Source organism: Sorangium sp. So ce124 (genome assembly GCF_051525235.1).
Taxonomy (GTDB): Bacteria; Myxococcota_A; Polyangia; order Polyangiales; family Polyangiaceae; genus Sorangium; species Sorangium atrum.
This window is the reverse complement of record NZ_CP150312.1, coordinates 1,227,015-1,240,131: the sequence shown is the minus strand read 5'-3', so window position 1 is coordinate 1,240,131 and position 13,117 is coordinate 1,227,015. Positions and strand designations below refer to the sequence as shown.

General features: G+C 69.7%; 13 protein-coding genes. 4 read left to right on the top strand and 9 right to left on the bottom strand.

Annotated features, from left to right (window positions below; genetic code table 11):
- Window positions 1–2 precede the first annotated feature (2 nt).
- From rplB to rpsL, 8 genes are all read right to left on the bottom strand, one after another.
- On the bottom strand, window positions 3–833 hold the full coding sequence (rplB, locus tag WMF19_RS04565) for a 50S ribosomal protein L2 (RefSeq protein ID WP_272100109.1): 831 nt from the start codon (window positions 831–833) through the stop codon (window positions 3–5).
- Between the two features lie 2 nt (window positions 834–835).
- Window positions 836–1,132: a 50S ribosomal protein L23 gene (locus WMF19_RS04560; RefSeq protein WP_012233478.1), complete on the bottom strand. Its 297-nt coding sequence runs from the start codon at window positions 1,130–1,132 to the stop codon at window positions 836–838.
- A 15-nt stretch (window positions 1,133–1,147) separates the two neighbouring features.
- Window positions 1,148–1,771, bottom strand: coding sequence for a 50S ribosomal protein L4 (rplD, locus tag WMF19_RS04555; protein ID WP_012233477.1), 624 nt, complete (start codon window positions 1,769–1,771; stop codon window positions 1,148–1,150).
- 13 nt (window positions 1,772–1,784) lie between these two features.
- The gene (rpsJ, locus tag WMF19_RS04550; protein WP_012233476.1) at window positions 1,785–2,096 is read right to left on the bottom strand and encodes a 30S ribosomal protein S10; all 312 of its coding nucleotides are present in this window, start codon (window positions 2,094–2,096) and stop codon (window positions 1,785–1,787) included.
- Between the two features lie 10 nt (window positions 2,097–2,106).
- Complete coding sequence (gene tuf, locus WMF19_RS04545) at window positions 2,107–3,297, bottom strand: elongation factor Tu (RefSeq protein ID WP_437327643.1); 1,191 nt, start codon at window positions 3,295–3,297, stop codon at window positions 2,107–2,109.
- A gap of 9 nt (window positions 3,298–3,306) precedes the next feature.
- On the bottom strand, window positions 3,307–5,421 hold the full coding sequence (gene fusA / locus WMF19_RS04540; RefSeq protein ID WP_437591010.1) for an elongation factor G: 2,115 nt from the start codon (window positions 5,419–5,421) through the stop codon (window positions 3,307–3,309).
- A gap of 304 nt (window positions 5,422–5,725) precedes the next feature.
- On the bottom strand, window positions 5,726–6,196 hold the full coding sequence (gene rpsG / locus WMF19_RS04535) for a 30S ribosomal protein S7 (protein WP_012233474.1): 471 nt from the start codon (window positions 6,194–6,196) through the stop codon (window positions 5,726–5,728).
- Between the two features lie 13 nt (window positions 6,197–6,209).
- On the bottom strand, window positions 6,210–6,608 hold the full coding sequence (gene rpsL, locus WMF19_RS04530) for a 30S ribosomal protein S12 (RefSeq protein ID WP_012233473.1): 399 nt from the start codon (window positions 6,606–6,608) through the stop codon (window positions 6,210–6,212).
- Between the two features lie 503 nt (window positions 6,609–7,111).
- On the opposite strand from rpsL, the gene WMF19_RS04525 reads away from it, so the two are divergent.
- Window positions 7,112–8,050: a hypothetical protein gene (locus WMF19_RS04525; protein WP_437897947.1), complete on the top strand. Its 939-nt coding sequence runs from the start codon at window positions 7,112–7,114 to the stop codon at window positions 8,048–8,050.
- Window positions 8,051–8,081: 31 nt separating this feature from the next.
- On the top strand, window positions 8,082–8,996 hold the full coding sequence (locus WMF19_RS04520) for a hypothetical protein (protein WP_437897946.1): 915 nt from the start codon (window positions 8,082–8,084) through the stop codon (window positions 8,994–8,996).
- A gap of 76 nt (window positions 8,997–9,072) precedes the next feature.
- Here WMF19_RS04520 and ppk1 read toward each other — a convergent pair whose 3' ends face one another.
- A complete protein-coding gene (ppk1, locus tag WMF19_RS04515) occupies window positions 9,073–11,286 on the bottom strand; it encodes a polyphosphate kinase 1 (protein WP_437897945.1) in 2,214 nt (737 codons plus the stop codon).
- Window positions 11,287–11,479: 193 nt separating this feature from the next.
- On the opposite strand from ppk1, the gene panC reads away from it, so the two are divergent.
- On the top strand, window positions 11,480–12,370 hold the full coding sequence (gene panC, locus WMF19_RS04510; protein ID WP_437897944.1) for a pantoate--beta-alanine ligase: 891 nt from the start codon (window positions 11,480–11,482) through the stop codon (window positions 12,368–12,370).
- Complete coding sequence (gene tmk, locus WMF19_RS04505) at window positions 12,371–13,069, top strand: dTMP kinase (RefSeq protein WP_437897943.1); 699 nt, start codon at window positions 12,371–12,373, stop codon at window positions 13,067–13,069.
- Window positions 13,070–13,117: the final 48 nt, after the last annotated feature.

The window sequence follows — 13,117 nt, the reverse complement described above, 5'->3', positions numbered from 1 at the left end:
GACTAACCCTTGGTCCCGCGCCGCCGGACGATCATGCCGTCGGTGCGCTTGTTGTTCCGCGTCTTGAGGCCCTTGGAGAGCTGACCCCACGGCGAGCACGGGTGGCGCCCGCCGCTCGTCCGGCCCTCACCGCCGCCCATCGGGTGATCGACGGGGTTCATCGTGACACCGCGGTTGTGCGGCCGGCGCCCGAGCCAGCGCGAGCGCCCCGCCTTGCCGAGGCTGATGTTCGCGTGCTCGGAGTTCGACACCTGCCCGATCGTGGCGCGGCAATCGAGGTGCACCTTGCGGATCTCACCGCTCGGGAGGCGGACCTGCGCATAGTCGCCGTCCTTCGCCATGAGCTGCGCGGCGACGCCGGCCGAGCGCACGAGCTGACCGCCCTTGCCCTTCTTGACCTCGACGTTGTGGATCGAGGTGCCGGGCGGGATGTAGCGGAGCGTCAGGCTGTTCCCAGGCTTGATGTCCGCGTTCCGGCTCGCGAGCAGCGTCGCCCCGACCGCGAGGCCGTCGGGCGCCAGGATGTAGCGCTTCTCGCCGTCCACGTAGTGAAGGAGCGCGATGCGCGCCGTCCGGTTCGGGTCGTACTCGATGGCGGCGACCTTCGCCGGGACGCCGATCTTGTCGCGCCGGAAATCGATGATCCGGTAGCGCTGCTTGTGACCACCGCCGCGGAACCGCGACGTGATCCGGCCGTTGTTGTTCCGGCCGCCGGTGGACGTCTGCTGCTCCAGCAGCGACCGCTCGGGCTCGACCTTCGTGATCTCCTTGAAGTCGCTGACCGAGTAGTAACGCCGCGCCGGCGAGGTCGGCTTGAAGGATCTGATTCCCATCGCTATTCCGCCTTCTCGTCGAAGAACTGGATCTCGTCACCCTCCTTGAGGGTGACGATCGCCTTCTTCCAATTGCGCAGCTTCGCGTAGCCGCGCCCCATGCGCTTGTCCTTGCCGCGCATGATCAGCGTGTTGACGTCCACGACGCCCACCTTGAAGAGCGTCTGGATGGCGTCCTTGATCTGGATCTTGTTCGCCTCGCGGCGGACCTCAAAGATGACCTTGTTGCCTTGGTCGCGGAGCCGGCTCGACTTCTCCGTGAGGATGATTGGCCGGCGGATGATCTGCTCGGGCTGCATGTCGGACTCCCCTGACTAGCGAAGGCAACGCGCCTCGAGCGCCTTGGCGGCGTCCCTCGAGACGATGAGGTGGTCGTGCCTGAGGAGGTCGTAGACGTTGACCCCTTCCGGCGGCAGGTACTGGTGGTTCTCCAGGTTGCGGAGGCTCTTCACCAGCTTGTCGTTGCCGGCCGTGTCGACGACCAGCGACTTCCGGTCCGCCTGCAGCGTCGTCAGCGTGGCAGCGATCGCCTTGGTCTTGATCTCGGAGACCTCCAGGCTGTCGAGCACGATGAGCCGCCCCTCCTTCGCGAAGAGCGAGAGAGCGCTCTTCAGGGCGCCGATCCGCACCTTGCGCGGCGGACGGTATGACCAGTCCTTCGGCTCCAGGGCGTGCGCCATGCCGCCGCCCGCGTGGTGCGGCGCGCGGATCGAGCCCTGGCGAGCGCGGCCGGTGCCCTTCTGGCGATAGAGCTTCTTCGTGGAGCCGGCGACCGCGCTCCGCTCCTTCGTGGCCTTGGTGCCCGAGCGGCGGGACGCGAGCTGCGCCTTCACGACCTCGTAGAAGAGGTGCTCTTTCACCTCGGTCCCGAAGACCTCGTCCGAGAGGTCGAGTTCGCCGACCTGCTCCCGCTTGAGGTTGTAAACGGTAACCTTCATGGTACCTGGACTCCTAGCTCTTGATCTCGACGTCGACGCCGGCCGAAAGGTCGAGCTTCATCAGCGCGTCGAGGGTCTGCTGAGTCGGCTCGATGATGTCGAGAAGCCGCTTGTGCGTCCGGATCTCGAACTGCTCGCGCGACTTCTTGTCGACGTGGGGCCCCCGAAGAACCGTGTAGCGGCGGATCTCGGTGGGCAGCGGGATGGGCCCCGCGACGTGCGCTCCGGTCCGCTTCGCCGTCTCGACGATATCGCTCGTCGACTTGTCGAGCAGCTGGTGGTCGAAGGCCTTGAGGCGAATCCGGATCTTGGTTGTATCAGCCATGGTGCTCTTCCTACGCGAGGATCTTGGTGACGACGCCGGCGCCCACCGTCTTGCCGCCCTCGCGGATGGCGAAGCGCATCTGCTCCTCCAGCGCGACCGGCGCGATGAGCTCGATCGTCATCGTGATGTTGTCGCCCGGCATCACCATCTTCACCCCCTCGGGGAGGTTCACCGTGCCGGTCACGTCCGTCGTCCGGATGTAGAACTGCGGCCGGTAGTTGGTGAAGAACGGCGTGTGGCGCCCGCCCTCCTCCTTCTTGAGGACGTACACCTCACCGGTGAACTTCGTGTGCGGCGTGATCGACCCGGGCTTCGCCAGCACCTGGCCGCGCTCGATCTCTTCCTTCTCCACGCCGCGGAGCAGACACCCGACGTTGTCGCCCGCCTGCCCCTGATCGAGCAGCTTGCGGAACATCTCGACGCCGGTCACGACCGACTTCTTCGTGTCCTTGAAGCCGATGATCTGCACCTCGTCGCCGACCTTGATGATGCCGCGCTCGATGCGGCCCGTGGCCACCGTGCCGCGGCCCTTGATCGAGAACACGTCCTCGATGGCCATCAGGAACGGCTTGTCGATGTCGCGCACCGGCTCGGGGATGTAGCTGTCCAGCGCGCTGAGCAGCTGCTGGATCGTCTCCTCCCACTTCGGGTCGCCCTGCAGGGCGGGCAGCGACGCGCCACGGACCACCGGCGCGTTGTCGCCGTCGAACTTGTACTTCGACAGCAGCTCGCGGACCTCCATCTCGACCAGGTCGAGCATCTCCGGGTCGTCCACCGCGTCGCACTTGTTGAGGAACACGACGATGTGGTTCAGGCCGACCTGCCGGGCGAGCAGCACGTGCTCGCGCGTCTGCGGCATCACGCTGTCGAGCGACGACACGACGAGGATCGCCCCGTCCATCTGCGCCGCGCCGGTGATCATGTTCTTGATGTAGTCGGCGTGCCCGGGGCAGTCGACGTGCGCGTAGTGGCGGTTCGCCGACTCGTACTCGACGTGCGCCGCCGCGATGGTCACCGTCTTGGTCTCGTCACGGACCGTCCCGCCCTTCGCGATGTCGGCGTACGAGATCGCCTTCGCCAGGTTGCGCTTCGACTGCACCTTGACGAGCGCCGCCGTGAGCGTGGTCTTGCCGTGGTCGATGTGACCGATGGTGCCCACGTTCACGTGCGGCTTCGTACGAGTGAATTTCTCCTTGGCCATGGCGTCTTTTTAACCTCGCTGCTTGGCGACGATCTCTTCCTGGATCGCTGCTGGAACCGGTGCGTAATGAGAGAACTGCATCGAATGGGTCGCGCGGCCTTGCGTCTTGGAACGGACGTCGGTCGCGTAACCGAACATGGTTGCGAGCGGGACCTCCGCGCGGATCACCCGGGTGTTCGCGCGTTGCCCCATATCGAGGATGCGGCCACGCCGCGAGTTGAGGTCTCCGATGACGTCCCCGAGGTAGTTCTCGGGCGACACGACCTCGACGGCCATCATCGGCTCGAGGAGCACGAGCCCCGCCTTCTTGGCGCCGTCCTGGAAGGCCATGGACGCGGCGACCTCGAACGCGGGCCCGGAGGAGTCGACCTCGTGGTAGCTGCCGAAGTGGAGCCGCACCTTGATGTCGACGACGGGGTAGCCCGCGAGCACGCCGCGGCCCATCGCGTCCCGGATGCCCTTCTCGATCGAGGGGATGAACTCCTTCGGGATGATGCCTCCGACGATGTCGTTCTCGAACACGAAGCCCGCGCCGCGCTCGGCCGGCTCGATGTCGATCCTCACGTGACCGAACTGGCCGTGTCCGCCCGACTGCCGGACGAAGCGCCCCTCCACGTCGGTCGCCTTCTTCGAGATGGTCTCCTTGTAGGCGACCTCGGGCTTGCCGACGTTGGCGTCGACCTTGAACTCGCGCTTCAGGCGGTCGACGATGATCTCGAGGTGGAGCTCGCCCATCCCGGCGATGATCGTCTGACCCGTGTCCTCGTTCGTGAAGGTGCGGAACGAGGGATCCTCGTAGGCGAGCTTCTGCAGGCTGAGCCCGAGCTTGTCGAGATCGGCCTTGGTCTTCGGCTCGATGGCGATCGAGATCACGGGGTCGGGGAACTCCATCCGCTCCAGCACGATCGGGTTCTTCTCCTCGCAGAGAGTGTCCCCGGTGCGGGTGTCGCGGAGCCCCACGGCAGCGTAGATGTTGCCCGCGTAGCAGACGTCGATCTCCTCGCGCTTGTTCGCGTGCATGCGGAGGATGCGCCCGAAGCGCTCCCGCTTGCCGCGCGTCGAGTTGAGCACGCTGACGCCGCTCTTCGTCGTGCCGGAGTAGACACGGAAGAAGGTGAGGTTGCCGAACTGGTCGTTCATGACCTTGAACGCCAGCGCCGCGAACGGCTCTTCGTCGCTCGCCTTGCGCGAGACGACCTTGTCCTTCTTGTCGGGCAGCGTCCCCTCGACGGCCGGGATGTCGACCGGCGACGGCAGGTAGTTCACGACGCTGTCGAGCAGGAGCTGGACCCCCTTGTTCTTGAACGCAGAGCCGCACAGGACCGGGACGATCTTGAAGCCGAGGGTGCCCGCGCGGATGGCCGCGTGGATCTCCTGCTCGGTGATCTGGTCGACCTCGCCGGCGATGAACTTCTCCATCACCTTGTCGCTCGCGTCGGCGCACGCCTCGATGAGCTTCTCGCGGAGCTCCTTGCACCGCGGCAGCAGGTCGCCCGGGATCTCCTGCCAGTCGTAGCGCTGGCCCTTCGTCTCCTCGTCGAACACGGCGGCCCGGAGGGTCACGAGGTCGATCACGCCGCGGAACGAGTCCTCAGCGCCGAGCGGGTAGTGGATCGCCACCGGGTTCGCGCCGAGGCGCTCGCGGATGGAGTCGACGCACATGTCGAAGTCGGCGCCGACCTTGTCCATCTTGTTGATGAACGCGATGCGCGGGACGCCGTACTTGTCCGCCTGCCGCCACACCGTCTCGCTCTGCGGCTCGACGCCGTTGCCGCCGTCGAACACCGCCACCGCGCCGTCGAGAACGCGGAGGCTCCGCTCTACCTCGATGGTGAAGTCGACGTGACCGGGCGTGTCGATGATGTTGATCCGGTGAGAGACGCCCTTCTCGGGGCCCTGCTCCGGCGCCCAGAAGCAGTTCGTCGCGGCGGACGTGATGGTGATGCCGCGCTCCTGCTCCTGGACCATCCAGTCCATCGTGGCTGCGCCCTCGTGGACCTCGCCGATCTTGTAGTTGACACCCGAGTAATAAAGGATGCGCTCGGTAACCGTGGTCTTGCCCGCATCGATGTGGGCCATGATCCCGATGTTGCGCGTCCGTTCCAGGCTGTACTCGCGTGCCACTATTCCTTCTCCGTCGTGTGATGCGTGGGGTGAGGGTTCCGGACTCAGGATGCAAAACACCCTCTCCAGCCCGGCCCGCCTCCGTTGTGGCGGGCACTTGAAACCTGGAGAGGGTGTCGGGGTACAGCAGCAGCTTTTCTAGGTCCCGCGAGGGCGGCGCTGTCGCGCTCCCTCGAGAGGACCGGCTCTGTAACCCGATCCTTATGTCAGCTGTGCCATCTCGCTCTACGCGTCTCCTCGCCTGGGGATGGGACCTGAAATGACGAACCAGCGCAGATCCGGGATCCGCGCTGGCCTCGCTGACCTACCAGCGGTAGTGGGCGAACGCCTTGTTGGCCTCCGCCATCTTGTGCGTGTCGTCGCGCTTCTTGACCGCGTTGCCGCGGTTCTGCGCCGCGTCGACGAGCTCGGCGGCGAGCCGCTCGCGCATCGTCTTCTCGCCGCGGCCGCGCGAGTAGGTCACGAGCCACCGCATCGCGAGGGCGACGCGGCGCTCGGGGCGGACCTCGACGGGGACCTGGTAGGTCGCGCCGCCGACGCGCCGGCTCTTCACCTCGAGCTTCGGCTTCACGTTGTCGAGCGCCTTGCGGAAGACGTCGATCGGCTCCTCCTTGAACCGGTCGCGCACGATGTCGAACGCGCCGTAGAGGATTCCCTCGGCAGTCGCCTTCTTGCCCGACTGCATCAGGGAGTTCGTGAACTTGGCGACGAGCTTGTCCTTGTACTTCGGGTCCGGAATGATCTTCCGCTTCGGGACTTCGCGACGACGGGGCATCTTCGTTCCTCTGTCAGGCCTTCGGGCGCTTCACGCCGTACTTCGAGCGCTTGCGGTTGCGGGTCGCTTTGTTGGTGGAGCTCGGCCCGGCAGCGCCGGACGCGTCGAGCGTGCCGCGGACGACGTGGTAACGCACGCCCGGCAGGTCCTTAACACGGCCGCCGCGGATGAGGACGACCGAGTGCTCCTGCAGGTTGTGGCCTTCGCCCGGGATGTAGCTCGTCACTTCCATCTGGTTGCTCAGCCTGACGCGGCAGACCTTGCGGAGCGCCGAGTTGGGCTTCTTCGGCGTCGTGGTGTAAACACGTACGCACACGCCTCGCCGCTGCGGGCAGGACTTGAGCGCAGGAGAGGCCGTCTTGTAACGAGCGGCCTCGCGGCCTTGGCGGATGAGCTGGCTGATGGTCGGCATAGTGACGCGGATTTCCCCCTGAGGGATGGGGACGCGCAGGATACCCAGGAGGCGACCCATGTCAAGCGGGACGACACCCGTTCGTGTTGGATACGCCAGCGAGCCGTTCGTTCGCGTCGATTCGCGTCGATTCCCGTAGGTTCCCGTAGGTTCCGTCGGTTGCGTCGACGCGTCCGCCGCGTGGGTCGCATCGTTCACGTAGGTTGCGTCGGTCCCATCCGTTGCGCTCGCCGAGGCGCTGCATCGTTCGTGGCGGTCGCATGGGTCGCGTCGATCCTGCTGCGCCGGCGGGGGCCGTGCTCTGCGCGTCCTGGCGCCGCGCGACGAGCTCGTGGGTCGCGGCGCGCTGCGGGGGCCGTCCACGCACGTCTCGTTCGACGGGGCGCTCGGCGTGCGCCGGCGGCTCCCGGATGCGCGGGAGCCTGCGCGCGCCGCACGAGTCGGACGCCGACGCGCCCCGCGGGCCCCTTGGCGGCCCGCCTGCTGTTCGGTACGGTCGCTGCGTGACGAAGAAGCTTTCACGCGCCCAGCGTAAAGAAAGCCGGCGCAAGGCGCCGCAGAGCAGCGCTGCGTCGCGGACGGCGTCAGGCGTGGATCCGGGGAGCGCGGGGCCCTCGTCGCGAAGCGATCAGGGCGACAGCGCGACGGCACGAGGCCCCGCGGGGGCGCGCGTCGATCCGACGGCGAGCCGAGGCGGCGACGGCGCGCGGGCGCGCGGCGCCGCTGCTCCGAGCAGCGCGGAGCCCGCGCGGGCGCGCGACGCCTCGGAGCCCGCGCGGGCGCGCGACGCCTCGGAGCCCGCGCGGGCGCGCGACGCCTCGGAGCCCGCGCGGGCGCGCGGCGCCGGCGATCGCTCCCATCGGAGAGGCGGCGTCGAGGCGCAGCCCGCGCGGGCGCGCGGCGGAAGCGCACAGACGAAGCCGAAGCGAGATCGCGTGCTCCTGGTCTTCCTGGGCCTCGTAGCGCTCGCCGCGGTGATCGTGTTCGCCGCGCAGTCGCCCCGCACCCCGGAGCGCGCCGCGCCGGACCCCGCGAGAGCCGCTCCGGCAAAGACACACACGGCGGAGCCGTCCGCCGCGTCCCCTGACACGCCGACGGATACGGCCGAGCTGCCAGCTCCACCTCCCGTCGACTCGTCGCCGCCGACGATCGTCACGGCCGAACCGGCCGCAGCGGAGACGGCGCGCGCTGCAGCCCCGCAACGTGCTGAAGCCGGCGCCTCGCCAGAGGGAACCGCTGCCAGCGCCTCTCCGAAAGGAGCAGCCACCGGAGCAGCCGCAGCCGCCCCGCCGAAGAAGCGCACCAGCGCACCGAAGCCGGCCGCCGCGCCGCCCGTGGCGACACCTTCAGCGGGGGCGACGCCGACAGCGGAGGCGCCGACGACAGCGGGGGCGCCTCCGCCAGAGCCGGCGCAGAAGCCTGCCGAGCTTCCACACGAGTGATTGCAACCGCCGTGATGAAAGGACGCCCGAGATGCTTCGCTTGAATGCTTCGCCCGACGCCGTCCGAACGCCGGGCCGCTCGCCGCGCACCCGCGCGCGGGCGCTCGCCCTGCCGCTCGGCGTCGCGCTGTCCGGCCTCCTCGCCGCGGCGACTGCGGGCGCGCAACCAGCGCCGCAACGACAGCCTCCTGCAGGGTCGCCCGTGGCGCCGGGCGTCGCGCGGCAGCAGCCCGGCGCCGCCGCTGCGCCGCCGGCCGCCTCGCCGCCAGCCGCGCCGCCCCCGGCTGCTGCGACGCAACAGCCCGGCAGCGCGCCTGCTGCACCGCCGGGCGCTGCGGCGCCGCAACCCGCTCCGCCGTCTGCCTCCGCGCCGCCGGGTGCCTCCGCGCCGCCGTACCCTGCAGTCCCCTACCCGGCGCCGCCGCAGGAAGCCCCTCAGGCTCCGCCAGGCGCCTCGCCGGGCTATCCGCCCCCGGGTCCCCCGGGCGGCTACGCTCCGTACGGCGGCGCTTACCCTCACGGCGGCGCTTACGCCCCGCTCCCGCCGGGCTACCCCGTGAGCCCGTCGGAGATCCCGCCTGCTCCGCCCCCGGTTCCCCTGCGCCGGAAGAGCCCGGGCCTGATGCTGGGCGGCATCGCGCTCACCGCCGGCGGCACGATCGCGTTCTTCACCGGGACCGGCCTGCTCGCGTCGGCGAGCAACCGATACGAGATCTACTGCGATTTCGGGGGCTTCACGGGCATCTGCGAGACGCGCACCGACGGGCGCCGCCAGCTCGCCGGCGCGCTCGTCTCCGTGGCGGGCGGCCTCATGATCGCCGTGGGCATCCCGCTCTGGGTCATCGGCGGGAAGAAGGTGCCAGCCGGCGACGCGGCGCCCAAGGCCTCTGTCGAGACCACGCTCTCGCTCGGCCCCGGCTCCGCCGCGTTGCAGACGCAGTTCTGAAGGGCTCCCGTGGCCCGATCCTCCCCGCCCTCCCCGCGCGCGAGGCCGCGGGGACGCCTCTCCTGCGCGCCGTCGATCAGAGCAGACCCTTCTTCTTCTTGGCGCCCTTGCGGTGGCGAGGCTCGCCGTCGTCCGCGCCCGCGGGCATGCGGAGGATGTGGAAGCGCCCGCCGCCGCGCGCCAGCGGATCGCTGAGCTTCACCCGCTCGCGCGCGAGCTCGATGAAGCGGTGCTGCGACCGAAGCAGGGGGGCGCCGGCGGGCTGCTGGAGCTTGTGGTAGCTGCCGTCGCTCGCGAGCTCCCAGGTCTTCGCCGTGTCGGACATCACGGTGTTCAGCATGTCCTCCACGCGCGCGCGGGTGGCGGGCTCGACGATCGGGATCATCAGCTCGACGCGGCGATGGAAGTTGCGCGGCATCCAGTCGGCGCTCGACATGTAGATCTCCTCGCTGCCGCCGTTCGCGAACCGGAACAGGCGCTTGTGCTCGAGGAAACGATCGATGATCGCGCGCACCTGGATCCGCTCCGAAAGGCCCGGGATCCCCGGCCGGAGGCAGCAGATACCGCGCACGGCGAGCTTGATGTCGACCCCGGCCTGCGACGCCGAGTAGAGCGCGTCGATGACGTCGACGTCCACGAGCGCGTTCATCTGCGCCACGATCTCCGCCTTGCGCCCGGCCCGCGCGTGGGCCTCCTCGCGCGCGATGAGGCCCAGCACCGCCTGGTGCAGGCCGAGCGGCGCCACGAGGAGGCGGTTCCACTTGGGCGGCGCGCTGTATCCGGTCAGCAGGTTGAAGAGCGACGTCATGTCCTCGCCGATCTCCCGGTTCGCCGTGAACAAGCCGATGTCGGTGTAGAGCCGGGCGGTCTGCGGGTTGTAGTTGCCCGTCGACAGGTGCACGTAGCGGCGCAGCTTGTCCTTCTCGCGCCGCACCACGAGCAGCGCCTTCGCGTGCGTCTTCAGCCCGAGCAGGCCGTAGATCACCTGCACGCCGCTCTGCTCGAGCGTCCTCGCCCACTGGATGTTGCTCGCCTCGTCGAACCGCGCCTTCAGCTCGACGATGGCCGTCACCTGCTTGCCGCTCTCGGCCGCGCGCGCGAGCGCCTTCAGGATCGGCGAGTCGCCGCCGGTCCGGTAGAGCGTCTGCTTGATCGCGAGCACGTTCGGGTCGTCGGCGGCGCGGGAGACGAACTCGGCGACCGGATCGAACGACTCGTAGGGGTGGTGCAGGAGCACGTCCTGCTCCCGGATGACGGCGAAGATGTCCTCGACGTCCCGGAACAGCGGCGGGACCTGCGGGGCGAACGGCTCGTCCCGGTACTCGCGGCGCTCGTCGTCCGCGACGATGCCCATGAGGTCGGCGATGTGGAGCGGCCCCGGCACCCGGTAGACGGCGTGCGACGCGTCGACCTTGAGCGCGCGGCAGAGCCGCTGGACCGAGGTGCCGGCGCCCTCGCCGAAGCCGATCTCCAGGCGCACGGCGTTGCCGCGATCGCGCCGGCGGAGCTCGGCCTGGATCGTCTCCAGCAGGTCCTCGCCCTCCTCCTCGTCGATCTCGAGGTCCCAGTTCCGGGTGACGCGGAAGGGGTACGTGCCGCGCAGCCTGCCCGAGGGGAAGAAATCCTTCACATGCCGGGCGATCACGTCCTCGAGCAGGACGAACGCGCGCGCCGCGCCCTCCACGCGCACCCGCATCAGCCGGCTCAGCCCAGGCGGCACCTGGATGACCGCGAAGCCGGGCTCCTGCGCTTCATGCTCCCGGGAGAACATGATCCCGAGGTTGATCATCTTGTTGCGCAGGTGCGGGAACGGGTGCCCCGGATCGATCGCGATCGGCGTGAGGATCGGGAAGATGTCCGTGCGGAACCGATCGTCGAGCGCGCTGAGCTCCGTCGCGCCGAGCTCGTCGGGCCGGACGATCACGATGCCGGCGCGCTGGAGCGCCGGGATCAGATCCGAGTGCCACAGCTGGTAGGCGTCATCGACGAGCGCGTGGACGCGCGCGCTGATCGCCACGAGCTGCTCGTGGGGCGTGAGCCCGTCCGGCGGGACCTCCGCGATCGTGCGCTGCGTCTGCGCCTGGAGGCCGGCGACGCGCACCATGAAGAATTCGTCGAGGTTGGAGAAGAAGATGCTCAGGAACTTGAGGCGCTCGAACAGCGGCACCTCGTGCGACCTGGCCTCCGCCAGCACCCGCGCGTTGAACTCGAGCCACGAGAGCTCGCGGTTCAGGTAGTGCGTCGGGTCCCCCTCGATCGCGATCACCCCGGGGGCGGCCGGTATCGACACCGGGCCGCTGGACGGGGCGGAGCTCCCCCCGGACCGAGCGCTGGAGGGGCCGCCCGGGCGCGATCCAGGCTCGGCGGCCGGAGCTGAATCGATGGCGTCTTCGGAGTCGGGAGCGATGGCGTTGTCTGGGCTGGACGGCGGGTCGACCATGATCGAAGCTCCGATTTTGCCGTACGTCTGATAGGATTCCATTATGGAGTTTTGGCGACATCCTGGCGACCTCAGGGTGGCGTGCGAGCGGGCTCGTGCGGCAGGGCGCCGCGTCGGCCTCGTCCCGACGATGGGCGCGCTCCATGCAGGCCACCTCGCCTTGATCGCGGAGGCGCGGCGGAGGACGGACTTCGTGGCCGTGACCGTCTTCGTCAACCCGACCCAGTTCGGCGCGGGCGAAGACCTGGCGCGCTACCCGCGGACGCTCGAGCGAGACCTCGCCGCCTGCGCGGAGGCCGGCGCCGACGGCGTGTTCGCGCCGGACGTCACCGCGATGTACCCGCCCGGAGAGGAGACGCGCGTGCGCGTCGGCGCGACCGCGGGCCCGCTCTGCGGCGTCCATCGGCCCGTGCACTTCGAGGGCGTCGCCACCGTGGTGACGAAGCTGCTGTCGCTCGCCGGCCCGTGCGTCGCCGTCTTCGGCCGGAAGGACTACCAGCAGCTCCAGGTCATCCGGCGGCTCGTCGCCGACCTGTTCCTGCCCGTCGAGGTCGTCGGGGCGACGACGGTGCGCGAGCCGGACGGCCTCGCCATGTCGTCCCGGAACGCCTACCTCTCGCCCGGGCAGCGGAGCGCGGCGCGCGCCATCCCGCTCGCCCTCGCCGGCGCGTGCCGCGCGTTCGCCCGCGGCGAGCGGCGCGCCGCGGCGCTCCTCGAGCCCGCGCGCGCGCGCCTCGCGGCCGTCGCGACGAGCATCGATTACGTGGACCTCGCCGATCCGGAGTCCCTGGCGATCTGGAGCGACGCACCGACGATCGGCGATCGGGCGCTGCTGGCGGTCGCCGTCCGCGTCGGGACGACGCGGCTCATCGACAACGTCGTGCTCGGGGAGGACGCGCCGCCCGTCGCGGAGGGGAGCGAGGAGGCGGTCTAGATGCCGAAGACGAGAGGCGAGCAAGAGAGCCCCGCGTCGCGCCCGGCGGGCGAGGCGGGCCGTGGCGTCTTCGTGGTGCTCGAGGGCATCGACGGCGCCGGCACGAGCACGCAGGCCGAGCGCTACGCGGCGCACCTCAGGGCGGCGCGGCGCCTGGTCCACGTCACCCGAGAGCCGAGCGCCGGGCCGGTGGGCGCGCTGCTCCGGCAGGTCCTGACCCACCGGATCTCGCTCCCCGGCGCCCACCAGGCGGAGATCATGGCGCTCCTCTTCTCGGCCGATCGCCTCGATCACCTCGGCGCCGAGATCGAGCCCCTCCTCCGCGACGGGTACGTCGTGATCTCGGATCGCTACGACCTGTCGAGCCTGGCCTACCAGTCCACGACGGCGAGCGAGGACGGGGGGCGCTCCGAGGGGATCATCGAATGGATCCGTGAGCTCAACCGCCACGCCCTGAGGCCCGACGTCACGGTGGTGATCGACGTGACGCCCGAGATCGCCGAGAAGCGCCGCCGCGGTCGCGGGGGGGCGGAGGAGCTGTTCGAGAAGACAGAGCTGCAGGCGCGGCTCGCGGAGGCGTACCGCCGGGCGGAGGAGCTCGTCCCGGGGGACCGCATCATTCATATCGACGGGGATGGCCCGGTCGACGAGGTCTCCCGGGCGATCACGGCGGCGCTCTCGGCCGTCGTGGAGCGGTGAGCCGAGGGCCCCGGCCGAACATCGGAGTCGAGCCACCGAGGGCGCAAG